The 24,007-nt window shown below is 69.9% G+C and carries 22 protein-coding genes; 10 read left to right on the forward strand and 12 right to left on the reverse strand.

The genetic code is table 11. The features are described from left to right. Positions 1-260 precede the first annotated feature (260 nt). The 9 genes from C503_RS0119960 to C503_RS40055 all read left to right on the forward strand — a co-directional run bounded on the left by C503_RS0119960 (position 261) and on the right by C503_RS40055 (position 10,523). Positions 261-1,925: an ABC transporter family substrate-binding protein gene (locus C503_RS0119960; RefSeq protein WP_026316502.1), complete on the forward strand. Its 1,665-nt coding sequence runs from the start codon at positions 261-263 to the stop codon at positions 1,923-1,925. 237 nt (positions 1,926-2,162) lie between these two features. Continuing rightward, the gene (locus C503_RS0119965; RefSeq protein WP_018683990.1) at positions 2,163-3,977 is read left to right on the forward strand and encodes an ABC transporter family substrate-binding protein; all 1,815 of its coding nucleotides are present in this window, start codon (positions 2,163-2,165) and stop codon (positions 3,975-3,977) included. Positions 3,978-4,150: 173 nt separating this feature from the next. Next, positions 4,151-5,149, forward strand: a complete 999-nt coding sequence (locus tag C503_RS0119970; protein ID WP_018683991.1) for an ABC transporter permease — start codon at positions 4,151-4,153, stop codon at positions 5,147-5,149. Continuing rightward, complete coding sequence (locus C503_RS0119975) at positions 5,142-6,083, forward strand: ABC transporter permease (protein ID WP_425393529.1); 942 nt, start codon at positions 5,142-5,144, stop codon at positions 6,081-6,083. The genes C503_RS0119970 and C503_RS0119975 overlap by 8 nt, the downstream gene beginning before the upstream one ends. Next, complete coding sequence (locus tag C503_RS0119980) at positions 6,083-7,234, forward strand: ABC transporter ATP-binding protein (RefSeq protein WP_018683993.1); 1,152 nt, start codon at positions 6,083-6,085, stop codon at positions 7,232-7,234. The genes C503_RS0119975 and C503_RS0119980 overlap by 1 nt, the downstream gene beginning before the upstream one ends. Beyond that, the gene (locus tag C503_RS0119985) at positions 7,231-8,280 is read left to right on the forward strand and encodes an ABC transporter ATP-binding protein (protein WP_018683994.1); all 1,050 of its coding nucleotides are present in this window, start codon (positions 7,231-7,233) and stop codon (positions 8,278-8,280) included. The genes C503_RS0119980 and C503_RS0119985 overlap by 4 nt, the downstream gene beginning before the upstream one ends. 167 nt (positions 8,281-8,447) lie before the next feature. Continuing rightward, positions 8,448-9,320 (forward strand): N-acetyl-1-D-myo-inositol-2-amino-2-deoxy-alpha-D-glucopyranoside deacetylase, encoded by an 873-nt coding sequence (mshB, locus tag C503_RS0119990; RefSeq protein ID WP_033400834.1) that lies wholly within the window; start codon positions 8,448-8,450, stop codon positions 9,318-9,320. After that, positions 9,317-9,733 (forward strand): hypothetical protein, encoded by a 417-nt coding sequence (locus C503_RS0119995; protein ID WP_018683996.1) that lies wholly within the window; start codon positions 9,317-9,319, stop codon positions 9,731-9,733. The genes mshB and C503_RS0119995 overlap by 4 nt, the downstream gene beginning before the upstream one ends. Then, positions 9,714-10,523 (forward strand): hypothetical protein, encoded by an 810-nt coding sequence (locus C503_RS40055; protein ID WP_018683997.1) that lies wholly within the window; start codon positions 9,714-9,716, stop codon positions 10,521-10,523. The genes C503_RS0119995 and C503_RS40055 overlap by 20 nt, the downstream gene beginning before the upstream one ends. A 115-nt stretch (positions 10,524-10,638) precedes the next feature. Here the strand turns inward: C503_RS40055 and C503_RS0120005 are convergent, their stop codons facing one another. The 9 genes from C503_RS0120005 to C503_RS40060 all read right to left on the reverse strand — a co-directional run bounded on the left by C503_RS0120005 (position 10,639) and on the right by C503_RS40060 (position 20,445). Further along, positions 10,639-11,631, reverse strand: coding sequence for an aldo/keto reductase (locus C503_RS0120005; protein WP_018683998.1), 993 nt, complete (start codon positions 11,629-11,631; stop codon positions 10,639-10,641). 83 nt (positions 11,632-11,714) lie between these two features. Then, a complete protein-coding gene (locus tag C503_RS0120010; RefSeq protein WP_018683999.1) occupies positions 11,715-12,482 on the reverse strand; it encodes a cyclase family protein in 768 nt (255 codons plus the stop codon). Next, the gene (locus C503_RS0120015; protein ID WP_018684000.1) at positions 12,473-13,711 is read right to left on the reverse strand and encodes an FAD-dependent monooxygenase; all 1,239 of its coding nucleotides are present in this window, start codon (positions 13,709-13,711) and stop codon (positions 12,473-12,475) included. Before C503_RS0120015 ends, C503_RS0120010 begins: the two co-directional genes overlap by 10 nt. A gap of 1 nt (position 13,712) precedes the next feature. Then, positions 13,713-14,468 (reverse strand): SDR family oxidoreductase, encoded by a 756-nt coding sequence (locus C503_RS0120020; protein WP_018684001.1) that lies wholly within the window; start codon positions 14,466-14,468, stop codon positions 13,713-13,715. Then, complete coding sequence (locus C503_RS0120025) at positions 14,465-15,220, reverse strand: SDR family NAD(P)-dependent oxidoreductase (protein WP_026316505.1); 756 nt, start codon at positions 15,218-15,220, stop codon at positions 14,465-14,467. The genes C503_RS0120020 and C503_RS0120025 overlap by 4 nt, the downstream gene beginning before the upstream one ends. Then, a complete protein-coding gene (locus C503_RS0120030; RefSeq protein WP_018684003.1) occupies positions 15,207-16,997 on the reverse strand; it encodes an AMP-binding protein in 1,791 nt (596 codons plus the stop codon). The genes C503_RS0120025 and C503_RS0120030 overlap by 14 nt, the downstream gene beginning before the upstream one ends. Next, on the reverse strand, positions 16,990-17,934 hold the full coding sequence (locus C503_RS0120035; protein ID WP_018684004.1) for an aromatase/cyclase: 945 nt from the start codon (positions 17,932-17,934) through the stop codon (positions 16,990-16,992). Before C503_RS0120035 ends, C503_RS0120030 begins: the two co-directional genes overlap by 8 nt. A 26-nt stretch (positions 17,935-17,960) precedes the next feature. Further along, complete coding sequence (locus tag C503_RS0120040) at positions 17,961-18,740, reverse strand: SDR family NAD(P)-dependent oxidoreductase (RefSeq protein WP_018684005.1); 780 nt, start codon at positions 18,738-18,740, stop codon at positions 17,961-17,963. A gap of 130 nt (positions 18,741-18,870) precedes the next feature. Beyond that, positions 18,871-20,445, reverse strand: coding sequence for an FAD-dependent oxidoreductase (locus C503_RS40060; protein ID WP_018684006.1), 1,575 nt, complete (start codon positions 20,443-20,445; stop codon positions 18,871-18,873). A 241-nt stretch (positions 20,446-20,686) separates the two neighbouring features. Between C503_RS40060 and C503_RS0120050 the strand changes: the two genes are divergently transcribed. Beyond that, positions 20,687-21,184, forward strand: a complete 498-nt coding sequence (locus tag C503_RS0120050) for a nuclear transport factor 2 family protein (RefSeq protein ID WP_245572533.1) — start codon at positions 20,687-20,689, stop codon at positions 21,182-21,184. 67 nt (positions 21,185-21,251) lie between these two features. On the opposite strand, the gene C503_RS40065 is transcribed toward C503_RS0120050, so the two are convergent. Genes C503_RS40065 through C503_RS0120065 form a run of 3 tightly spaced genes read right to left on the reverse strand, consistent with a single transcriptional unit; the run spans position 21,252 to position 23,991 of the window. Continuing rightward, positions 21,252-21,506, reverse strand: coding sequence for an acyl carrier protein (locus C503_RS40065; RefSeq protein WP_018684008.1), 255 nt, complete (start codon positions 21,504-21,506; stop codon positions 21,252-21,254). Continuing rightward, a complete protein-coding gene (locus C503_RS0120060; protein ID WP_026316506.1) occupies positions 21,503-22,723 on the reverse strand; it encodes a ketosynthase chain-length factor in 1,221 nt (406 codons plus the stop codon). Before C503_RS0120060 ends, C503_RS40065 begins: the two co-directional genes overlap by 4 nt. After that, positions 22,720-23,991 (reverse strand): beta-ketoacyl-[acyl-carrier-protein] synthase family protein, encoded by a 1,272-nt coding sequence (locus tag C503_RS0120065; RefSeq protein ID WP_018684010.1) that lies wholly within the window; start codon positions 23,989-23,991, stop codon positions 22,720-22,722. Before C503_RS0120065 ends, C503_RS0120060 begins: the two co-directional genes overlap by 4 nt. Positions 23,992-24,007 lie beyond the last annotated feature (16 nt).

Here is a 24,007-nt window from a genome sequence, read left to right on the forward strand (position 1 = left end):
GTCCCACCTGATTCCGCTCGGCCCTGGGGGCCTCCCGGAATCAGGTGGGACAAGACCGGCGCGATCTCGCGGGTGGGGTGCGACGGGGGGTGCGAGTTGGCACAGCACGGAACCTGAGGGGCGGTCGATGCGTCATGCGGGGGGCTGCATAACCGGTGGGTGCCGGGGTGGGGGTGTCTGGCAGCATGGGGCTTCGAGTCGCCTGGGGAGGAGGATTCGTGCGCGTGCGGGGACGGGCTTCCCGGTTTGGGGTGGCGATCATGGCCGCCCTGGTGCTGGCGGGCTGTACGAACGCCCCGCCGCCGCCCCTGGTGACCACGGAGATCGCCCGTACGGCGCCCACCAAGGCCGCGAACCTCAATGAGGCCGTGGTGGGCGTGGACAGCGTTGCGGGGGGTTACAACCCGCACAAGCTGGCGGACCAGTCGACGATCACCACGGCGTTGGCCGACGTGCTGTTGCCCAGCGTGTTCCGGCCTGGTCCGGACGGCACGCCGACGCTGGACCAGACGTTGATGGTCGCCGCCGATGTCTCCAAGGCCGAGCCGTACACGGTCACCTACCGGCTGCGGGCCGAGGCGGCCTGGTCGGACAGCGCGCCGATCGCCGCCGAGGACTTCGTCTACCTGTGGGAACAGCTGCGCGAGGAACCCGGCGTGATCGACAGCGCGGGCTATCGGCTGATCTCCAACATCTCCGCCAGGGAGGCGGGCCGGGTGGTCGAGGTCACCTTCGCCAAGCCCTACCCTGGCTGGCGGTCGCTGTTCTCCGACCTGCTGCCCGCGCACCTGCTCAAGGACATCCCGGGCGGCTGGGCCAGCGTGCTGCGGGACAACTTCCCGGTCACCGGCGGCCCGTTCTCGATCAAGACCCTGGACCGCGACCGGGGCGAGGTGGTGCTGGAGCGCAACGACCGCTACTGGGCCGCGCCCGTGCCGCTGGACCGGATCATCCTGCGTCGCGGTGACACCAGCGGCATCACCAGCGCCCTGCGCACCGGCCACAACCAGCTGGCCCTCACCGCCGCCGATGCCGACGACCTGGGCAGCTTCCAGAGCCTCGGTCCGCTCGTCAGCACCGCGACCGTGCCCCGGCCCACGGTGGCCACCGTGCTGCTGCGGCCGGTCGGCACCGCCATGACCGACCAGCGGCTGCGCTCCGCCGTGCTGGCCATGATCGACCGTGCCGCGCTGACCCGGGTCGGCACCGAGGGCGGCGCGGGCGCCACGCTGCCCGCCGACGCCCAGGTACTGGCCCCCAGCGCACGCGGCTACGCCCCCACGCTGCCCGCAGGTGCCCTCGCCAAGCCCGACCAGGCGCGGGCCGACACGCTGCTCACCGAGGCCGGGTACGCCAAGAAGGACGGCAGCTGGGCGCTCGGCGAGACCCCGCTCAACCTCGTCATCGCCGCGCCCGAGGGCCGCGAGACCTACATCAAGCTGGCCCGCGAGCTCCAGCGGCAGCTGTCCGTCGGCGGGGTCCAGTCACACCTGGTGACCCCGTCCGCCGACGATTTGTACACACGGCTGCTGGCGCCGCGCGGCGCGGCCACGGTGGCCACCGCCGACGAGGCCGACCTGGTCGTGGTGCCCGAGCCGAGCGCGGGCGACCCGGCCACGATGCTGGCCTCCCGGTTCGGCTGTGCGGCCGCGCAGGCCGGTCAGCAGGCCAAGGCGACCAACCCGATCGGCTACTGCGACCAGGCCGCGCAGCCGACCATCGACCAGGCGCTGACCGGCGAGATCGGCTTCCGCAGTGCCTCCGAGCTGCTCGAACCCACTTTCTGGAGCCGGGCCATCGCGGTCCCGCTCTACCAGGAGGCGGACACGCTGGTGGTCCGGCAGGACATGTCCGGTGTGTCCGTCGGGCCCGCTTGGGCGGGGCCGTTCGCGGGGGCCACTCAGTGGAGACGCGCGGGAGGGTGACTCAGACAACAGCGGGTAATCGGTTGACACCAATGGGTTCCTGCCGGTAACGGTCCCGTTGCGTGTGGCTGCCTGCGTGTCACCCTTTGGTCACGAATCCCGCGCCAGAGGTGACCGGCCGGCTCATCGTTCCTAGCGTGCCCACCAGTACGCCGCCTAACGCTCGTTAGCGGCGTGATGGGTTACGGGTGCGGCCCGGTCCGACCGGCTGCGGGCGGCCCTGTGCTAGGAGGGCACGTGTCAATTAAGAAGAGGTCACTGTCGGCGATCGCGCTGATCGCCGGTGCGTCGCTCGTCCTGAGCGCTTGTGGCGGCTCCACGGACAACGGAAACGGCGGTAGTGGCGGCACCGCTACCGAGCCGACCGGCGACATCGCGGCGATGGCCATCGCCAAGGGTGAGTCGGGCGACAACTACACCTCCCCCGAGGTTCCCCAGTCCAACGACACCTTCACGGTGTCGACCGACAACCCGTACACCGCCTACAACAACACGGCGGCGGACGCGAACAACTCGTACAACGCGTTCGCGCTGACCCTCGTGCTGTCCGGCGCGTACAAGCTCGACGGCAACAACAAGGTCCTGCTCAACAAGGACGTGATGGACTCCGTCGAGCTGACCAGCAAGTCCCCGCAGGTGGTCACCTGGAAGATCAAGCCCGGCGTGGTCTGGTCCGACGGCGAGCCCTGGGACTGCGACGACTTCTACCTGGACTGGCTGTCGAGCACCGGCAAGGCCAAGAGCGCGGACGGCAAGGACCTGTTCACCTCGGCCAGCACCACCGGCTACGAGCTGATCACCAAGGTCGAGTGCCCCACCCAGACCACGGTCGTCACCACCTTCTCCGAGACCTACCCGGACTACAAGGGCCTGTTCGGCAGCTCGCTGGACGTCATGCCCGCGCACATCGTCGAGAAGGAGACCGGCGTCGCGGACATCACCAAGCTGACGCCGACCGGCGGTGACCAGGCCGCGCTGGCCAAGGTCGCGGAGTTCTGGAAGACCAAGTGGAACGGCTGGGACCCCAAGCTCATGCCGTCCTCCGGTCCGTACAAGATCACGGGCTTCGAGCAGAACAACTCGATCACCCTTGAGCGCAACGACAAGTGGGGCGGCAAGCCAGGCGGCCCGGCCAAGATCGTGCTGCGCGGCATCTCCGACCAGGTGGCCCAGGCCCAGGCGCTGGAGAACGGCGAGGTCCAGGTCAACTCGATGGCCCAGCCCGACGTGAACGCCGCCGACCGGCTGCGCTCGCTGTCCTCGCAGGGTGTGCGCTTCGGCGCGGCCAACGGCCTGACCTTCGAGCACATGGACCTCAACTTCAAGAACCAGTGGCTCAAGGACCCGGCGGTCCGCAAGGCGTTCATGCAGTGCGTGAACCGCAGCGAGCTGGCCGACAAGCTGATCCGCCCGGTGCTGGAGAACGCCAAGCCGCTCGGCTCGCTGACCTTCTTCCAGGCGGAAGAGGGCTACCAGGACAACTACGCGCAGTACACCGGTGACGCGGCGGCGGCCAAGGCCACCCTGGAGGCGGCGGGCTACACCATCGGCGCGGACGGCTTCGCCACCAAGGGCGGCGCCAAGCTCACGCTGAAGATCAGCCACACCGACATCCCGCGGCGCAAGCAGACCGTCGAGCTGGTCCAGTCGCAGTGCAAGGCGGCGGGCATCGAGATCCAGGACGACACCGACCCGAACTTCCTCGACACCCGGGTCAGCCAGGGCGACTACGACATCGCGCTGTTCGCGTGGTCGGCGCAGCCGTTCAAGTCCTCGCTCTCCTCGATCTACCAGACCGGTGGCGGCCAGAACTGGTCGAGCTACACCAACACCAAGGTCGACGCCGCGTTCAAGGACGCGTCCACCAACCTGGACGAGGCCACCGCGCGCAAGTCGCTGGCCGAGGCCGACAAGCTGATGGCCGAGGACAACTACTCCCTGCCGCTCTACCAGCTGCCGAACATGTGGGCCTTCAAGGGCATCGACAAGGTGTACTTCCAGTCCTACAACGGTGCGCTGTGGAACGCGAACGAGTGGGTCAAGTCCTCGTAGTCGATTGACAGCCGCCCCCAGGCGGCGCGCACTGGTCGACACACGGAGGGGCCGGACCAGAAGTCCGGCCCCTCCGCTTGGGTACCCGCCCCAGTCAGGCGCACACTGACGCGAAGCGGGGAAAACCGAGCGCAGCCCCACCCGGCCGCCTGGGACCCCACCGAGGAGTTCTCGTGATTCGCTACATCATCCGCCGGCTGTTGATCTCGATCCCCATCCTGCTGATCGGCAGCATCCTGGCGTTCTTCCTGGTCTCAGCCGCCGGTAACCCGGTCGCCGAGCTCAAGGCCAAACCGGGCACCACCCCGCAGCAGATCCACGATCTTGAGGTCAGCCTGGGCCTGGACCAGCCGATCATCGTCCGCTACTGGCGGTGGCTGGTCAACTTCATCCAGGGGGACTGGGGGCAGAGCATCGCCCTCGGCCAGGCCAAGGTCGACATCTTCAGCTCGGTCATGCGGGCGCTCTGGATCACCGCTCGACTGGTCGTCGGCGCCGAGATCCTGGCCATCGTGCTTGGCGTGGTGGTCGGCGTCATCGCCGCCGTCAAGCAGTACTCGATCTTCGACTACCTGGCGACCTCCAGCGCCTTCCTGATGTTCTCGATGCCCATCGTGTGCGTCGCGGTCATCCTCAAGACCTACGGCATCCGGTTCAACAACCTGCTGGAAAGCATGGGCATGGACCGCTGGCTGAGCACCGTCAGCCCCGCGTCCGGCGGTTTCCAGGGCTCGTTCGGGCATCAGATCTTCCAGTACACCGGCACATATCTGTTGCCGACACTGAGCCTCACGCTGATCAGCTTCGCCGCGTACAGCCGCTTCCAGCGCGCCTCGATGCTGGAGACGCTCAACTCGGACTACGTGCGCACCGCGCGGGCCAAGGGCATCTCGCAGCGCCGGGTGATCTTCCGGCACGCCTTCCGCAACGCGCTGATCCCGGTGTCCACGCTGTTCTCGCTGAACGCCGCCGCGCTGTTCTCCGGCGCCATCGTCACCGAGACCGTGTTCGGCTGGCGTGGCATGGGCTTCATGCTGGTCCAGTCCATCCGCACGTTCGACCCCTACATGCTGATGGGCTGGCTGATGGTCACCGCCACGCTGGTCATCTTGTTCAACCTGGTTGCCGACATCATGTACGGCATCCTCGACCCGAGGATCCGCCTTGCCTAGCGACCCGTCTCCCGTGCTGAACCCGCTTCAGCCCGCGGCGCTCGGCGCCGCCATCCCCACCACCAGCGAGTTCGACGCCACCAAGGCGCGCAAGCAGAGCACGCTGATCATCCGCCGGTTCTTCCGGCACCGGCTCGCCGTCGCCGCGCTCGTCGTGTTCCTGCTGATCTGCGCGTTCGGCTTCCTCGGCCCGCTGATCTGGACCGTCTCGGTCGAGGACACCACCAGCCGCGGCTACCTGCCGCCCAGCGGCGCGCACCCGCTCGGCACCATCCAGACCGGCAAGGACATGCTCGCCCAGCTCATCGTGGGCACCCGGCTGTCGGTGCAGATCGCGCTGGTCGTCGCGATCGGCTCCACGGTCGTCGGGGTGGCGCTCGGTTCACTCGCCGGTTACCTGCGCGGCGCCGTGGACAGCGCGATCAGCCGGTTCACCGACCTGATGCTGATCATCCCGCAGATCGCCGTTGCCGCCATCCTGGTCCGCGCGCTCAGCGGCTCCTGGTACACCGTGGCGTTCATCCTCGCCGCCTTCGCCTGGATGCAGATCGCCCGGATCACCCGCGGCGAGACGCTGTCGCTGGCCCAGCGCGAGTTCATCGAGGCGGCCAAGGCCTCCGGCGCCAAAACCCGGTGGATCATCTTCCGGCACCTGGTGCCCAACATGATCGGCACCATCACGGTGAACACCACGCTGGCCGTGGCCACCGCGGTGCTGTCCGAGGCCGCGCTGTCGTTCATCGGCCTGGGCGTGCAGTCGCCGGACACCTCGCTCGGCCTGATCATCAGCGAGAACTACTCCCAGATCACCAACCGGCCCTGGCTGTTCTGGGGTCCGTTCGTGATCATCGTCCTGCTCTCCCTCGCGGTGAACTTCATCGGCGACGGTCTGCGCGACGCGTTCGACCCGAGGCAGACGAAGGTGCGTGCTTGATGAGCCATGCCATCCCCGGGACCGCGGGCGCCGATCCGGTGCTCTCGGTCGAGAACCTGTCGGTCACCTTCCCCACCGACGACGGCAACGTGCAGGCCGTGCGCGGCGTGTCGTACCAGCTGCGCCCGCGCGAGGTGCTGGGCATCGTGGGCGAGTCGGGTTCCGGCAAGTCCGTGTCCTCCATGGCCGTGATGGGCCTGCTGCCGAACAGCGCGAAGATCACCGGCTCGATCCGCTACCGCGACCGCGAGCTGGTCGGCCTGTCGTACAAGCAGATGCAGAGCGTCCGCAACAACGGCGTGGCCATGATCTTCCAGGATCCGATGACCTCGCTCAACCCGGTTTACACCATCGGCTGGCAGCTGGCCGAGGCCTACCGGGCGCACCACGACGTGTCCAAGAAGACCGCGTGGGCCAAGGCCATCGACGCTCTGGAGCTGGTCGGCATCCCGCAGCCGGACAAGCGCGCGGCGCAGTACCCGCACGAGTTCTCCGGCGGCATGCGGCAGCGCGTGGTGATCGCGATGGCGATCATCAACGACCCGGACGTGATCATCGCGGACGAGCCGACCACCGCGCTGGACGTGACCGTGCAGGCGCAGATCCTGGAGACGCTGCTGCGGCTGCGCGACGAGGTGGACGCGGGCATCGTCATGATCACCCACGACCTCGGCGTGGTCGCGGGCATGGTCGACCGGGTGCAGGTCATGTACGGCGGCACGGTGGTCGAGTCCGGGCCGGTCGAAGAGGTCTTCGAGCTGCCCAGGATGCCCTACACCGTCGGCCTGCTCGGCTCGCTGCCGAACCCGGCCGCGCTGGGCAAGCGGCTCACCCCGATCACCGGCGCCCCGCCGTCGCTGATCAACCTGCCCACCGGCTGCGCGTTCTCGCCGCGCTGCCCGCTGGCCATCGACGAGTGCCGGACGGTCGAGCCGAACCTGCTGGCCGCCGAGCGCGGCGACCACAGCACCCGCTGCCACCGCTGGCAGCACCTCGCCTCGCTGAGCCAGCCGCAGAAGCTGTTCGAGCACGAGGAGATCGGCACGATCGAGAACCCGGCGGCGCTGGTCGAGGCCGATCCGGACATGCCGATCGTCGAGGAGGCGCACACCATGGAGCTGCGCCTGCCGCAGGAAGGTCCGCACGCATGACGACCAACACCAACACCGCGCCCGGCGCGGGCAGGCACGCCACCCCCGACACCCGCGAGGTGCCACTGCTGGCTGTGGAGAACCTGGTCAAGGAGTTCCCGGTGCGCGGCGGCGGGATCATCCCGCGGGTCGTCGGCCAGGTGCACGCCGTCTCCGGGGTGTCCTTCGACCTGCATCGGGGCGAGACCCTCGGCCTGGTCGGCGAGTCCGGCTGCGGCAAGTCCACCACCGGCCGCGCGGTCCTGCAGCTGCACAAGCCCACCTCCGGATCGGTGCGGTTCGAGGGCCGCGAGCTGACCACGGTCAAGCCCGCGCAGATGCGCTCGCTGCGGCAGGACCTGCAGATCGTCTTCCAGGACCCGTACGCCTCGCTGGACCCGCGCTGGCAGGTCAACGACGTGGTGGCCGAGCCGCTGCGCATCCACGACCGCGGCGACGCCAAGTCCATCCAGCACCGGGTGGACGAGCTGCTGGAGCTGGTCGGGCTCAACCCGGAGCACCGCAACCGGTACCCGCACGAGTTCTCCGGCGGCCAGCGCCAGCGCATCGGCATCGCCCGCGCGCTCGCGCTCGACCCGAAGCTGATCGTGCTCGACGAGCCGGTGTCCGCGTTGGACGTCTCGGTGCAGGCAGGCGTGGTCAACCTGCTGGAGGAGCTGCAGCAGCGGCTCGGCCTGGCGTACCTGTTCGTCGCGCACGACCTGTCGGTGGTGCGGCACATCTCGCACCGGGTCGCGGTGATGTACCTGGGCAAGATCGTCGAGATCGGCGACCGGGAGGCCATCTACAACCGGCCCACCCACCCGTACACCCAGGCGCTGCTGTCCGCGGTGCCGGTGCCGAACCCGCGGCTGGAACGCCAGCGGCAGCGCATCGTGCTGACCGGTGACGTGCCCAGCCCGGTGTCGCCGCCCTCGGGCTGCCGCTTCCGCACCCGGTGCTGGAAGGCGCAGGACATCTGCGCCGTGGAGGAACCGCCGTTGGTCAGCCACGGCGCGACCGTCTCGGCGTGCCACTTCGCCGAGGAGCGCAGCGTCCTGCCGTAGGGCCGGACATCGGTGCGATCCGGGGCCACCGGGTCGTATCGGACAGGTGCCCGGGAGTGGGCACGGTAGGGTCTTCGTCCGGGGCTCGTCGCCCCACACGGTCGACCGGTGCCGGTGCGCGGGAGTCCGCCGCACCGGCACCGCCCTACGCGCATAGGCTGAACCCGATGCTGACAGCCCCACCTCGATTGCTGCTCGTCCACGCCCACCCGGACGACGAGAGCCTGTGTACCGGCGGGACCATCGCCCGCTACGCCGCCGCGGGCGTCCAGGTCACCCTGGTGACCTGCACCCTGGGCGAGGAGGGCGAGATCATCCCGGAGACCCTCGCCCAGCTCGCCGCGACCGCAGCCGACCAGCTGGGCGGCTACCGGGTGGGCGAGCTGCGCGCCGCGTGCGCCGCACTGGGCGTTTCCGACCACCGCTACCTGGGCGGCATGGGCCGCTGGCGGGACTCGGGCATGGTCGACACGGAGGCGAACGCCCACCCGCGCGCCTTCGCGTCGGGGGACTTCGAGGCGCAGGTGGACGACCTGGTGGCGATCCTGCAGGACGTGCGTCCGCAGGTGGTGGTCACCTATGGACCCGATGGCGGGTATGGACATCCCGATCACGTGCGCGCGCACGAGATCACGGCCGCCGCTGTGGCTCGGGTGCCGGAGGTCGTGCGGCTGTACTACACAGTCGCCTCCCGGTCGGCGGTCGAGGCGGGAGTCGTGGCCCTCGCCGACGTCGACGGTCTGCCGTGGCGGCTGCCGGAACCGGGCGAGCTGCCGGTGGTGGACGACACGGAGATCACCACGGCGGTCGACATCACCGACCACGTGCCCGCCAAGCTGCGGGCCCTGCGCGCGCACGCCACCCAGGTGGGTGTCTGGCAGGGACAGGACGGGACACACAGCTACGCGCTGTCGAACGGCATCGCCCAGCCGGTCGTCGAACGCGAGTACTTCGTCCTCGCCCGAGGCGACGGCGACACGATCGAATCGGACGTCTTCGGCGGCCTGTCCCCGGTCGAACACGCGGGCGCCGACCGGTGACCCTCGTCGAGCGCGCCCGCTACACCGGCCTACTGGCCGTCAGCGTCGTGCTCGGGGTGTTCGAACTTTTCTTCCTCCCACTCCGACTCGACGGCCGGGTCCTGCCGGACGTGGACGCGCTGCCGTTCCCGATCACCGCACTGGTCGCGGGCCTGACCCTGCCCTGGCTGGTGACGCGCGCGAGCCGCATCGAGCTGCGCGCGACGATCGCGGGCGGACCACTGTACGTGTGGCTGGCCACGCTGCTGCTGTTCGTGGTCGTCGGTCCCGGCGGGGATGTCATCGTGATCTCCGACTGGCGAACGCTGCTCCTGCTGGCCGCGGGCGCGTTCCCGGCCACGGTGAAGATCGGCGACGTGCTCGCCCGATCCATGGTCGACAAGGGGAAGGACAATGGCCGAGACGATCACTGACCGGCAGGTCGTCGCCGTCCTGCGCCCGTTCGTGCGCGCGACGACTCCGATGCTGGACGGCCTGCGCGAGGCAAATCCATTCGGGATCGTGCGGCGGGTGTTGCCCGGCGACGGGCTGGAGAAGGTCGAACGCGGTCTGCGCGAGAAGTTGTTGGCAGGTCTGGAAAGCACGCATGTGCCGGGCACGGCCGCCTGGCACGCGATGACCGTGGACGAACGGGACGACTGGTGGGTCGGTCGGGTCGGCCGGTTCACGGTGTTGTTGGCTTCGATTCCCGGTATCGGCGGGGCGCTGGCCGATCGACTGCCCATTCAGGACACGTTGGCCACCGCGGGGCAGGGGTTGGTGTTGTCCGCCTTGGCGGTCGAGCATGGGGTCACCGACCAAGGGGCCCGGGTTCGGCTGATCGCCAAGGTGTTGTTCGATCGGGATATCGATCACGGGCTGGCCGCCGGTGCTGCCACTGTGGCGGAAGACGCTGCCGCCGCCGAGATGACGGCGGATTTGGAAGAGTCGCAGCGGAAGCATGGGAAGGTCACGTTCAAAGCTGCGTCGGGGGCGTTGTGGCGGTTCGGGCGGACGTTGTTGGCTTTGGGGGATGAGCTGGACAAGCGGCCGCAAGGGCGGTTCTACCACAAGGCATTGGGGGCGGTGCCGGTCGTTGGGATGGCCGGGGACTACCTGGGGGAGCGCAGCGCTTTGAAGCGGGCCGCCAAGCGGGGGCGGAAATGGCTCGATGCGGAGACCGGTGTGGCCGTGCGAGAGACGAAGCCGAAGAAGTGGTGGTAGGGGGACAAGCGGTAGAGCAGGCTGGGGGCGCCTGCCCTACCGCCCGACCCCGGGGCCACGCTCCCCGGGGCCGGTCCCACACCGCCTGCCGGTGATCGCCGAACCCGGTTCCTCCCTAGTCCCGGTCGACGAGCGCCAGTAGCGGAGCGGGGAATCGGTCGCCCGCCGTTCCCATGGAAGCAGCAGCATCGAGCGCGGCGAGATCGGCGGTGCTCAGCATGACCTCGGCGGCAGCGACGTTGTCCACCAAGTGGGTGCGCCGCTTACACCCCGGAATAGGCACAATGGACTCGGTTGTCTCGCCCTGCGCGAGCACCCACGCGATCGCGATCTGACTCGGCGTCGCGTCCTTCGTCCGGGCAAGCTCACGCACAGCCCGCCCGATCCGGTCGTTCTGCTCCCAGTTCTCCGGGCTGAACCGCGGGTCGGCCCGCCGGAAATCCCCCTCCGGCAGGTCGGCGGGCGAAGCGATGGCGCCGGTAAGGAAACCGCTGCCGAGAGGCCGGTACGGGACCAGGGTGATCTCCAGTTCCACGCAGGCGGGCAGGATCCGTTCCTCCACATGGCGTTCCCACAGCGAGTACTCCGTCTGCAACGCGCTGATCGGATGCACCCCGTTGGCCTTGCGGAGAGTGTCGGCGGACGCCTCGCACAGGCCGATGGCGCGGACCTTGCCCGCCGCCACCAGAGCCCCCAGCGCGCCAACGGACTCCTCGATCGTGACCTCGGGCGAGACCCGGGCCAGGTAGTACAGGTCGAGATGGTCGACACCGAGGCGTTCCAGGGTGCCGTCGATCGCCGAGGTCAGGTACTCCGGCGAGCCGTCCACCCACATGCGGCCCTCGTCGGTGCGGCGCATGCCGGTCTTGCTCGCGATCACCGCCTCGTCGCGACGGCCTGCCAGGGCCCGGCCCAGCAGCCGTTCGCTGGTGCCGGGGCCGTAGAAGTCGGCCGTGTCGAAGAGGGTGACCCCCAGGTCGAGCGCGCGGCGCACGGTGGCCACGCACTCCTGTTCGTCGACCGGGCCGTAGCTGCCGGAGAAACCCATGCACCCCAGGCCGATCGCGGACACCTCGATACCGGAGGTGCCCAGCTCGCGCTGCTTCATCCCGCTCCCATCCCCGCCCGAGACCGGGCGACCAAACTTGGTAGCCGTCTAACAAACACCCTAGGACATGAACTCGTTAGCCGTCAAATGAATGCCACGGCGCGGCACCAGCCCGCGCCGGAGCGGGCGACCTTGACCGGGAAGCAGGTGACCGTGAAGCCGGTCGGGGACGGCAGGGCGCCCAGGTTGCCGAGCCGTTCGATCTGGCAGTACTCGCGTTCACGGCCCGCGAAATGGGCGGGCCAGAGCACTTCCGGGCGGCCGGTCTCGTGATAGCGGTTGATCATGTCCGGGAACGGGGCGTCCAGGCTGAACGCGTCCGTGCCGATCACGCGCACGCCCGCGTCGAGCAGCAGGTCGACGCCGGAGCGGTCCAGGCCGACGAAGTCGGTGAAATAGCGGGGAGAACCCAGCAGGCGTTCGGCGCCGGTGTGCAGCAGCACGATGTCGCCGGGGCTGAGTTTGTGCCGTACCAACGCCAACTGTTCGCGCAACGCGTCCGCGCCGACCGCGCCGATGGGCCAGGCGCGCAGGTCGAGCCGCACTCCCTGGCCGTGGAACCATTCCAGTGGCAGCTCGTCGATGCTGCGTGGCCTGCCGTAGCTGGCTTTCGAGCCGTAATGCAGTGGCGCGTCGATGTGGGTGCCGGTGTGGGCGGACAGGTAGAGGAAGTCGTTGGACAGGAACTCGCCGTCGGGGAAGACGTCCACGGGCAGATCGAGGTCGAAATGCGCGCGCATCTCGGAGATGACGTGCCGGGCGCCGTCGGCGTGCGAGAGGACCTCGTGCTTGATCGGGTCCGGTTCCCAGAACTCCGCGTCGATGGGGGAGGACAGGTCTATCAGAGGCATGGTTCGGGCTCCGTGAACAGGTCGGTGTGGACGTGTACCGGGCGGTCACCGAAAGCGATGCGGCGCAACACTTTCCCGTAGATGGGCGTGTATGCGAGAAGTCGCGCCAATGCAGGGCGTACGGCGGTGGCGACGCGTCCGGTCGTGAGCATTGCTTTGCCTTGGCGGCGTTGTAAGGCCAGTACTGCCTCGATTGAGGGGCGGCGTTGCGTGGTGAACTCGTTCAGTCGCTCCGCACTGAAATTGTTGTCGTGCAGGGTATTCACTAGGATCGGGTGCAGTACGGCCGCGTCCTGGATCGCCAGGTTGACGCCCTGGGCGCCGATCGGACTGTGGGTGTGGGCACTGTCGCCGAGCAGGACAAGGCCGTCGCGGGTCCAGTCCCGGGCGCAGCCGGAGAACACGTCCAGGAGGGTCAGGTCGCCCAGGGCCCGGAGCTGATCCTCGATCGTGTCCGCGTGCGCGGGCAGGGCTGTGGTGATGCGCCGCTTCACCTCACCGATGCCTTGGCCTGCCAGCTCGCGGTAACCCTGGTGCGGCAATGTCCATCCGACTTGCACACGGTCCGGGAAGGAATCGTGCAGCAATACCGGGCTGCCGTCGTTGCGCACCACCTGGACACGGCGTGTGCCTTCCGTGACGGCGGGCAGTTTGAACCAGAGGACGTCGTGTTCGAACGCCTCGATCCGGTCGTATTCGATGCCCGCGAGCCTGCGCACCTTCGAATAGCGGCCATCGGCGCCGATCACGCACCGGGAACGCACCACCACCTCGTCATCGCCGGTCCCGCAGCGCACACCGGTGATCCGGCCGTCGTCATCGCGTTCGAGGCCGTGTACGCCCCTGCCCGGCAGCGGCCGGAACGCCGGGTACGCCTCGCACGCGGTGGACAGCTCGGCGAGGATGTGGCGCTGGGGCACAGAGAACAGATGGTTGTGCGGCTCGGGGAGTTGCCGGTAGTCGATATCCATCAATACACGGCCCTGGTCGACGAGCTGGAACCGTTCCATCTCGTAACCGCCGCGCGCCTGTACGCCGCCGAGCACACCGAGTTCGTCCAACAACCGTAGCGCGCCCGGTTGCAGGATCTCGCCGCGATACTCGCGATCCAGCGACGAAGTCCGCTCCACCAGCGCGACGCTCGCGCCGGAACGCACCAGCAGCAGGCTCAGCGCCAACCCGGCCGGGCCGCCGCCGACCACGCAGAAGTCCGCGTCCACAGTGGTCATGTCAGGCCCGCAGCCCGAGTCCGCCGTCGGCCGTGACGACCTGGCCGTGGATCCAGTGCGCTTCCCGGGAACACAGCAACGCCACCGCGTCGGCGACATCGTCCGGCTTGGTGAGCCTGCCCGCGGGGGTGCGGCCGCCGAGCATGGCGGCCAGCTCGGGACTGTGGTTGTGCTCGCCCTTGTCCAGCATGCCGGTGGACACGGCGGTCACCGCGACCCCGCGCCCGGCGAACTCGGCCGCCAGGTACCGCACCAGCGACTCCAGCGCGGCCTTGCCGACCCCGGTGGCCACGTAGTCCGGGATCACCGAGTGCGCGCCGTTCCCCGAGATGGCCACGATCCGCCCCGCCCGACCCGCCATCAACTCGGCGAACAGGGGCGCGCCCAACAGCAGCGGGTCCAAGGCCAGCGACAGCTCACGCCAGAACGCTGTGTGATCCACCGCCAACGCCGACATCGGTCGCCAGGACGCCGCGTTGTGCACCACGATGTCCAGCCCACCGTGGCTCGCGCGCGCCAGCTCCCCGATCATCGCCAGGGTGCCCGCGTCCCGGATGTCCCCCTTGACCGGTGTCGCGACGCCGGGGGCGTCGGCCAGCGCGTCGACGGTGGCCCCCGCGGCCGAGTCATCGTTGCGATAGTTGACCAACACGTCGCACCCGGCCCGGCACAGCCGGTGCACGATCGCCCGGCCCAGGCCCCGGCTGCCGCCGGTCACCAGGGCGAGCTTGCCGGACAACGGTTCCAGGCTGCTCATCGACTGGGTCTCCCTTCATTGCCGTTCACTACGACGACCTGGCCCGTGTGTGTGGTCATTGCCCCGGCCAAGGCGAGTACCGCCGCCGCTACCTCCGCCGGGCTGTTCACCGCGACTCCCGGCGGCAACCCGGGAACCGGCTGCCCCGGCTCGGCCACCGGACCCGGCGCCACCGCGTTGACCAGCACGCGCAGGGGCGCCAAGTCCTGGGCCAGGGCGAGTACCAGCCCGTTCACCCCTGCCTTGGCCGCGCACAGATGCGCCGCGCCGGTTCGGCCCCGGACCCCGGCCAGCGACGACAGCAGCACTACCCGCGCGCCGTCCGGATCCAGCAAAGGAATCAAGTCGCGGACGAGAGCGTGTGCTCCCACGAGGTCCGTGTCGACCAGCCGCCGGAACCGGTCATCGTCCAGATCGGTGGCTGTGACCGGTTTGCCGGTGTAGCCGGTGACGCAGTTGATCACTGCGACCACGGACTCAACCCCGCCCACGGCCGCTGCGGCTCGCGCGCGGGCGACGCCACCAGCGGCGGTGATGTCGGCACAGACTTCGACAGTCTGGACACCGTGGTCGGCGCGGAGGCGTTTGGCCAGGGTCGCGACGGCCTCGGTGTCGCGGCTGCCGTGGACGACGATGTCGGCGCCCAGGGCCGCGGCGGCGGTCGCGGTGGCCGAGCCGATCCGGCCGGTGGCGCCCGCGACCCAGACCCACCGGCCCGCCAAGCCCGGCGAGGCGGGATCAGGAGGCGTCACACTCGATCACCACCGAGCACAGCTCCGGCTCCGCCTTGGCCAGCACCGCGATGGCCTCGATGTGCCTGCGGAACGACTCGCCGCGGACCACCCGCTGGTGGTCGGCGGCCTCGGCCCACTCGGCGATGTTGATGTAGACCGTCGGGTCGTTGACCGAGCGGACTAGGCGGAAGCCGCGGAACCCGGCCTGGGTGCGCATGAACTCCGAGCTTTCCACCCAGATCCGCTCGAACTCGGCGGGATCGCCGGACACGGTGAACTTGTTGACCAGGGTGACCATCGTGCGTTCTCCATTCCATCGAACCGAGGGGAGCGCGGCGGACTCCGGACCGCCGCGGTGCAGCCGGGCGCGCAGTGCGGCGCGCGGCACCTTTCCGTTGGGGGACCGGGGAATCGCGGGTACCAGCTCCACCGAGCCGACCCGCTCGTAGTAGGCGAGATCCGCGTTGACGGCGTCCACCGCGGCTCGTGCATCAGAGCCGCCGACCACCAGCGCGTGCGCGACGCCGCCGTGTACGGGGTCGGGACGGTCCAGCACGCAGCAGTCGGTGATCTCCGGGCGGGCCAGCAGCGCTCGCTCGACGGCCGTCGGCGAGACCAGCCAGTTGTCGTGCTTGAACACGTCCTTCAGCCGGTCGACCAGGTACAGCCTGCCGTCCGCCGCGATCCGGCCGATGTCACCGGTGGCGAGCCAGCCGTCCGAACCGCCGCCCCCGCCGCCGAGGTAGCCCAGCATCACCTGCGGGCCGCGCACCTGCACCTCGCCGACCTCGTCGACGCCCAGCACGCGCCGCCCGCCGACCTCGACGGTCCGGCATTCCGTGCCGACGACCGGCAGCCCCACGGACTCGGGGTGCGGGTCCTCGGGCAGGTCGAAGTGGGTGAGCGGGGAGGTCTCGGCGAGGCCGTAGCCCTGCACCACCGGCACCTTGAAGTGCGCGGACAGGAGGCAGGCCAAGGCCGGGGCCAGCGCGGAGCCGCCGGACGCGATCATCCGCAGGGCGGGCGCCCGCAGCCGGGGCAGGTCGGGATGATCGGCCAGCCGGGTCAGCAGCACGGGCAGGCTGTAGTAGTGGGTCACGGCGTGCGCGGCCGCCAGCCGCATCGACTCGGCCGGGTCCGTGGACCAGCACAGCACCTGGGTCGCTCCCGCGTGCAGGGCCGAGTTCAGGTGCATCGGGTGGTAGCTGGGCAGACCGTTGCCCGCCACCGAACCCGGCCGCAGCCGGTGCGCCATCGCGGTCTGTGCCGCGTTGACCGCGAGGTTGCGGGCGCTGAGCAGCACGGCCTTCGGATCACCGGTCGTGCCGCTGGTGAACAGCACCGACGCGGGCGCGTCCAGGGACCGCGCGGGGCGTGGCGGCCGATGTGGACCGCCCGTGCGCCACTCGGCGAGCGGGGCCGTTGGCACCGAGTCGGACTCCGGACCGATCGCGAGCCGGACCTGGCCGTCCCGCAACACCCCGGCCAGGGTGGCGGGCGGTAGCAACGGGTTGGTCGCTGCGACGACGTTCCCGCTGCGCAGAACTCCCAGGTAGACCACGGCGAAGTCCGGCCGGGGCACGGCCGTCACCGCGACGGTCGAACCGGTGACCGGTGTGCCGTGCCGGGCCAGCAGGTCCGCCACCCAGTCCGCGGCGACATCCACCTGACGGTCCAGCTCGGCGAACGTGGTCACCGACCCGGCGTGCACGAGCGCGGCCCGGTCCGGCGCGTCGGCGGCCGCCGCGGACAGCAGCTCGTCGACGCTGATCAGGACGTCGAGCGGCTCAGCCACGGACGTGCTCGGCGGCGCGGTGCAGGGTCGCGGTGCTGTTGGTGCCCAACGCGGTCCGCACGAACTCCTTCGCGTCGTCGACCGTGGCACCCGCGCCGAGCACACGTTCCACCGCGTCCGGCCGGATCCGGATCGTGTGCCGGGACGACGCCCGCACGTGGTTGCCCGCCGCCGTCAGCGTCCACTCGCCGGTGTGCGCGTCCAGCAGCGCGGGCGGCTCCAGTTGCTTGTAGACGATTCGGTGGTCCGGCAGGCAGACGCGGGCGGAGCGGGTCGTGTGCACCGAGCCGTCCGCGGTGCGCGTGTCCATGATCATCAGTTGCAGGCCGGGGGTGTCCTCGATCAACTCCAGTCGGTCCACGTGCGGGATCCGTTCCGGCCAGTGGGCGGCGTCGCGCAGGAAGTCGTAGACACCGTCCACCGGACCGGTGATCTCCACGGTGTCGGTGAAGTCCAGTTCCAGCGCGCGCAACCGGTCCTCACTACGCGCGTGGTCGGCGATCGCGGCCAGTTCGGCCTCGCTGTTGCGGTCGACCGCGCGCCGGATCCAGGTCACCGCGTCCGGGTCGTCCGCCTCGGCGGCGAAGTCGTGGTCCAGCACGACGCGGGTGCCGCCGTCGCCGAGCGACTCGAACGCCCATGCCCCGCCCATGGCCGCGACCGGCGGTGACGGCTGCTGTTGGCGGAACGCGATCCGACCCGGCGTGGGCGCCAGGTCGCGGCGCGAGGTCCAGGTCCGCACCTCGCCGTTCGCGGTGGCCCACAGCCGCAGCAGCTCGGTGCGCCCGTCCCCGTCGATCCGTTCCACGTGGACGGTCGGGCCGAGCACCATGGGCCAGCGCTCGACCTCGGCGACGACCCGGTGCAGCACCTCGGCCGGGGCATCGGCGACGACGGTGTGCCGCACGTGGTGGGTGGCGAGTCTGGTGGTGGTCACGCGGGTGCCTCCTCGATCGGGGGTGCTCAGTAGTTGCCGAGACCGCCGCAGACGTTGATCGCCTGCGCGGTGATGGGGTCGGCCGCCGGGCCGGTCAGGTACTCGACCAGCGCGGCCACCTCGTCCGGCGTGGCGTAGCGGCCGAGTGGGATCTTCGCCTCGAACCGGGACAGCACGTCGTCCTCGGTGGTCGACCAGGCGGCCGCGTAGCCCTGCCGGACCCGTTGCGCCATCGGGGTTTCCACGTATCCGGGGCAGACGGCGTTCACGGTCACGCCGGTGCGTGCCAGCTCCAGGCCCAACGCCTTGGTGAAGCCGATGACGCCGTGTTTCGACGCCGAGTACGGCGCGCCGAGCACCACGCCCTGCTTGCCGCCGGTCGAGGCGATGTTGACCACCCGGCCGCGCGGGCGCTCGGCCAGGCCGCCGATGGTCAGTGCCGCGCGGGTGACCAGGAAGACGCTGGTCAGGTTGGTCTCCAGGACGTCCGACCAGAGTTCGTCGGTGAGCTCGGCGGTCACCCCGCCGCCGCTGCGGCCCGCGTTGTTGACCAGGGTGTCGATCGGGCCGAACCGGTCCACGGCCGCGGCCACCAGGTCGTCGACCTCGGCCCGCTCGCGCACGTCGCAGCGTGTTCCGGCGGCCTCGACACCGTCCGCGTGCAGCTGCTCGACGACCCGGTCGACGTCGTCCTTGGTGCGCGCGCAGACGAACACCCGTGATCCGCCCGCGCCGAGCCTGCGGGCGACCGCCAGGCCGATCCCGCTGGTCGCGCCGGTCACGATGGCGGTGCGCTGGTCGGGCATCGTCGCCTCCCTTGCTCGGATCCCTTACCCGACAAGGGTCGCGCCCCGGCCTGGAGCGACCGGGGCGACGACGCTGGAGCCCGCCTGTAACCGCCGGTGCCGCCTGGGGACGGCACCGGCGGCTGCCAGGTCAGGCGGCCCGCTCGCGCAGGCTCGTGAGGATGGCGGTCGAGCAGCGGTCGGCGATCGCGGTGATCGTCAACGCCGGTGGCACCGCGCCGCAGCTGCCGGGCAGCAGCGACCCGTCCACCACCCACAGCCCCGGATACCCGTGCAGGGCGCCGAAGCCGTCGCAGTCACGGCCCATCCGGACGCCGCCCAGCGGGTGCGCGGTCGTCCCCGGATCGGTGAACCCGGTGAAACTGCCCTGTGTCACCGCGTTGATCCGGTCCAGCGTGGCGTTCACGGCGGTGGTCGTGGCCCGCACCTTCGGATTGGTGCCGGGCCAGGTGAGTTCCACCTGGCCCGCGCGGTAGGCGAACGTGCCCACCGCGGGCACCACGGCGACCCCGAGGGTGCCGAGCGCACCCGTACCGTCCGCGGGCTCGGTCGCCCACGGAAAGTTGAGCAGGGTCGCGGCGGCGTTCCGGTCTGCCCAGTCCCGGATGACCACACCGGACGGTCCGCCCTGGGTGGGGTTGTTGAACGGCAGACCACCACGCATGCTGATGTTGTCGCCGTTGTTGCCCCAGCCCTGGCCGATGCCCGCGCTCAGACTCGGGAGTCTGCCGGTGTCCCTGGCTCGCACGAGCAGGCGGTTGGTGTTGAGCGAGCCCGCGGCGAACACGACCGTGTCGGCGGTGTACCGGGTGGTGCCCGCGACCTGGCCGTGCTCGTCGATCCGCTGGGTGGTGACGACGTAGCCGTGGCCCCGGCGCTCGATGTCGGTGACGTTGGCCTGCGTCACGACCCGCACACAGCCCACCGCCTCGGCGGCGGCGAGCACGGTCCGGTCGACACTGAGCCGGGCACCGCTGTTGACACCCCAGATCGACTGACCGGCCACGACCGACGGGACCCTGGCCCCGGTCATCTCCTGGCGGACCACCGACCAGTCGATGCCCATGTCCACGAACAGCGGCGGAAGTCCCGCCCTGGTCGCCTCGTCGGCGAACATCCGCGCCGCCGTGTAGAAGCGGGAGGCGAGGACGTCGTCGGGCATGGGCTGCGGGCGTAACAGCGCGCGGGCACGCGGGTACCAGGTCGCGGCTAACTCGGCGTAGTCCACGGCGTCCGTACCCGCAACCGAGGCCAGGTACAGCTCCTCGGACGGCTGCATGAGCACGGAGTTGTTGACCAGCGAGCCGCCGCCCACCCCGGCCCCCGCGAGCACCGTGATGCCGTCGGCCGGGTAGGCCTCCAGCACCCCGGGATAGCGGTTGAGCGTGGCGGTGGTGAACGGCGAGGTGGTGCTCAGCCACGCCGCTCTCCCGTCGGGGTGGTCGGGCGTGGCGAACGTGTCGCCCTGCGGCGTGATCCGCCACCGCCGTCCCCGCTCCAGCACGGTCGTGTCGATCCCGTGCTGGGCCAGCCGGTAGGCCACGACGGCGCCCGCGTACCCGGACCCGATGACGATCACCGACTGGTGTTCGTCGGCCTCGGCCCGGAACCGGCCGCCTGCGAGGGTGGCCCCGGCGGCCAGTACCCCGATCCCGGCGGCCCCACCGAGGAAGGTGCGCCGGGAGGTCCGATGGTTGCGTTCCATGATGATTCCCTCTCAGACGGTTGTCGCCCCCCATTCGGGGCGGGGGCTACACCATCAGGGACCAATCTGGAGCGCCACTGGAGCGCTTTTGTGACCGGCGCTACTCCAACCGAGGAGTTGGACTTCGAGTAATACGCCAATCGGTGAGGTGGTTTCGCCTGCGTTGCGTGATCGGTTGCTCGGAAACCCCGCGCTGGGAAGGAAAACGGCGTTCCGGTCGTCCTGCACCGACTTTCCAGGCGTGACCGCCAAGGTCGGGAGACGGTTCTTACCTGAAGGGGACGATATGACCAGCGCCACATCCGGACCCGCCCTTTCGACTACGGACAGTGATTCGTTGCGTGCGCGGATCGACCACTTCTATGCCAGGCAGATGCACGCCCTCGATGACAATCGCCCCGCGGAGTGGGCCGCTACCTTCACCGACGACGGGGTGTTCGCGGTCAAAGGCCAACCGGAACCGACCAGGGGACGTGCGGCATTGACGGCCGCCGCGGCTGCGGTGCGTGATCAGTTGGCAGCGGACGGGGTGATGCACCGGCATTGGCTGGGAATGCTGTCGGTGGATCCTCGGAGCGACGGGACCGTGCTCGCCCGGTTCTACGCGTTGGTGATCGCCACACCTCGGGACGGCGCGCCTTGTTTGCACCGGAGCACTTGTTGTGCGGACGTACTGGTGGGAGATGGGGAGGGGTGGTTGGTGCGCGAGCGGCAGGTCGAGCGGGATGACTTGATCTGAGGCCGGGCACGCGAAAAGGGCGCCGAACCTGATTGATCAGGTCCGGCGCCCTTTTCGAGCGGTGGGGTCAGCGGTCGTGCTCGGCGAGCTCCGCGTTGATCAGGGCCAGTAGGGCCCGAGGCGTGTCCGCGCGACCGGCAAGATCGTCCGCGAGTCGCACCCCGTACTCCCGCTCCACCGCACCCAAAGTCTCCAGCAGTGCGATCGAGTCATACCCGAGGTCGTCGAAGGGCGTGTCCGGCGTGCTCTCCGACGAGCCCCCCGGGACGCCCGCGCTGGCATGCAAGAGCCGAACCAGATCCGCATAGCCAATGGACTTCATCGACTACCTCCTGAGTGAGCACGAACGACAAGGGCCGAGTTGAACCCGCCATACCCCCTGGCCAGGATCAGCACGGTGTGCGCAGAAAGAGCGCGCGGTGTATCGAGAACGAGATCGAGATCCGCGCACGCGATTCGCGAGGTTCCGACCGTGGGCGGCAGCAAACCGTCCCGAATGGACAGCAAGGCCGCCACCACGTCCAGCGGGGCCCCGCCGGAATAGAGGCGACCGATCGTGGTCTTCGGAGCGGTCACCGGAACCGCCCGCGCGCCGAACACCTCGGTCAGCGCCGAAGTCTCGGCCTGATCCAGCTCGGGCATCCCCGCGGCATCGGCGAACACGGCATCGACCTCGGCAGGATCCACCGAGGCATCGGCCAATGCAGACCGAATTGCCCGGCACAACCCATCCGACGTCACCGGCCCGGCCGGATCCAGGGCAGCACCCCATCCGGCGATCTCCCCATACGCACGCGCACCCCGCCGAGCGGCCGACGCGGCATCCTCGACCACCAGAATGGCGCCGCCTTCCCCAGGCACATGCCCACAGGCGCGCTCATCGAACGGCAGATAGGCAGTCTCCGGATCGTCAACGGGACTTAACCGCCCACTGGGCAGTTGGGCCACCAGTCCCCACGGACACAACGACGAATCCACCCCACCGGTCATCACCAGCCGCGTGCCCCGCCGAACATGTCTCCGCGCCTGGGCAATCGCGTCCAGGCCACCGGCCTGCTCGGCCACCAGCACACCGCTCGGGCCACGCATCCCATGTCGGATCGAGATCTGCCCGGTGTTCACCGCATAGAACCAGGCAAACGACTGATACGCACTCACATGCTGAGACCCGTGCCGCCACAGCTTTTCCAGCTCCCGCTGCCCGAACTCGAACCCGCCGGACGCACTTGCGGTGACCACGCCCATGTCGAACTCCGGCACAGTCACCGGATCCACACCCGCGTCGGCCAGCGCCCAGTCCGACGCCAACAGCGCCATGCGGGTCATATGGTCGGTCTGCGGCAACAAGCGTGCGGGCAGGTGTGCGGACGCGTCGAAGCCGGAGACCTCACCGGCGAGGCGCGTCGGATAGCCCGCCGGGTCGAAACGGGTGATGGGGCCGATGCCGCTCACGCCCTTCAACAACGCCGTCCAGTACTGCTCCACACCGAATCCGTTGGGCGCCAACGCCCCCATTCCGGTGACCACGGCCGCGTTCATGCCGCACGCCCCGGTCGGGACAGGACCATCGCGCTCTGGAATCCACCGAAACCGCTGCCCACGGTCAATACCGCGCCCAGCTTCCGCTCGCGCGCGGTGAGCGGCACGTAGTCCAGGTCGCATTCCAGGTCCGGTTCGTGCAGGTTCGCGGTCGGTGGGACCACACCGTGTCGGATCGCGAGGGCGCAGGCGGCGATCTCGATGGAGCCGATCGCGCCAAGGGAATGGCCGATCATGGACTTGATGGAACTCATCGGCACCTCATAAGCGCGTGGCCCGAGTGCGGCCTTCACCGCCGCTGTCTCGTGCCGGTCGTTCTGGACCGTGCCCGAGCCGTGCGCGTTGACGTAGTCGATCGCCGAGCGGTCCAGCGCCGACTCGGTCAGTGCGGCGCGGATCGCCTCGGCCATCTCGCGGCCGTCCGGGCGGAGGCCGGTCATGTGGAAGGCGTTGCAGCGTGAGGCGAATCCGGTGATTTCCGCGTATATCCGTGCGCCGCGAGCCCGTGCGCGTTCCGCCTCCTCCAACACCAGCACCGCCGCGCCCTCGCCGAGCACGAAACCGCGGCGGGTGTTGTCGAACGGGCGCGAGGCGTGTTCGGCGTCGTCGTTGTACGGGCTGGTGGCCTTGATCGCGTCGAAGCAGGCGACCGTTATCGGGGAGATGGGGGCGTCGGTCGCGCCCGCCACCACCACGTCGGCCGAGCCCTCGGCGATCAGCTCACGGCCGTGGCCGACCGCGTCGATGCCCGAGGTACAGCCGGTGGACACCAGGGCGGCCGGGCCGAGCGCGCCGACCGACCACGCCACCTCGCGGGCCAGCGAGCTGGGGACCAGGTAGTCGTACAGGTGCGGCATCGCGTAGCCAGGGTCCACCAGCCTGCTCGCCCCCGAGTCGCTGACCACGGTGTACTCCCGTTCCAGGCTCATCGTGCAGCCCACCGCGCTGCCCACCACCACGCCGGTGCGGTCAGCGGGCAGCTCGGCCGCGGCCAGACCCGCGTCGGCCAGCGCCTCGGCCGCGCAGACCACCGCGAACTGGGCGGCGCGGTCCATCCGGCGGGTCTGCCGCGGGCCGAGGCCGTGTGCCGCCGGGTCGAAGTCCACCTCGGCGGCCACCCGGGAGCGGAAACCGGAGGCGTCGAAGAACGAGATCGGGCGGGTCGCGGTGCGGCCGCTGGTGATCAGGTCCCAGAACCGGTCCCGCCCCACCCCGCCGGGCGCGACCACGCCCATGCCGGTGATGACGACCCGTCGTTGTCCGGACACCGATATGTCCTCCCCC

The organism is Actinokineospora enzanensis DSM 44649, from assembly GCF_000374445.1.
GTDB lineage: Bacteria > Actinomycetota > Actinomycetes > Mycobacteriales > Pseudonocardiaceae > Actinokineospora > Actinokineospora enzanensis.

Bases quoted from the DNA above. Each gene is read 5' to 3' on its own strand.
- C503_RS0120005 (WP_018683998.1), bottom strand. From the start codon at position 11,631: ATGAAGCAGCGCGAGCTGGGCACCTCCGGTATCGAGGTGTCCGCGATC.
- C503_RS40065 (WP_018684008.1), bottom strand. From the start codon at position 21,506: ATGAAGTCCATTGGCTATGCGGATCTGGTTCGGCTCTTGCATGCCAGC.
- C503_RS0119960 (WP_026316502.1), top strand. From the start codon at position 261: ATGGCCGCCCTGGTGCTGGCGGGCTGTACGAACGCCCCGCCGCCGCCC.
- C503_RS0120010 (WP_018683999.1), bottom strand. From the start codon at position 12,482: ATGCCTCTGATAGACCTGTCCTCCCCCATCGACGCGGAGTTCTGGGAA.
- C503_RS0119985 (WP_018683994.1), top strand. From the start codon at position 7,231: ATGACGACCAACACCAACACCGCGCCCGGCGCGGGCAGGCACGCCACC.
- C503_RS0120015 (WP_018684000.1), bottom strand. From the start codon at position 13,711: ATGACCACTGTGGACGCGGACTTCTGCGTGGTCGGCGGCGGCCCGGCC.
- C503_RS0120040 (WP_018684005.1), bottom strand. From the start codon at position 18,740: ATGCCCGACCAGCGCACCGCCATCGTGACCGGCGCGACCAGCGGGATC.
- C503_RS0120060 (WP_026316506.1), bottom strand. From the start codon at position 22,723: ATGAACGCGGCCGTGGTCACCGGAATGGGGGCGTTGGCGCCCAACGGA.
- C503_RS0119980 (WP_018683993.1), top strand. From the start codon at position 6,083: ATGAGCCATGCCATCCCCGGGACCGCGGGCGCCGATCCGGTGCTCTCG.
- C503_RS40060 (WP_018684006.1), bottom strand. From the start codon at position 20,445: ATGGAACGCAACCATCGGACCTCCCGGCGCACCTTCCTCGGTGGGGCC.
- C503_RS0120020 (WP_018684001.1), bottom strand. From the start codon at position 14,468: ATGAGCAGCCTGGAACCGTTGTCCGGCAAGCTCGCCCTGGTGACCGGC.
- mshB (WP_033400834.1), top strand. From the start codon at position 8,448: ATGCTGACAGCCCCACCTCGATTGCTGCTCGTCCACGCCCACCCGGAC.
- C503_RS40055 (WP_018683997.1), top strand. From the start codon at position 9,714: ATGGCCGAGACGATCACTGACCGGCAGGTCGTCGCCGTCCTGCGCCCG.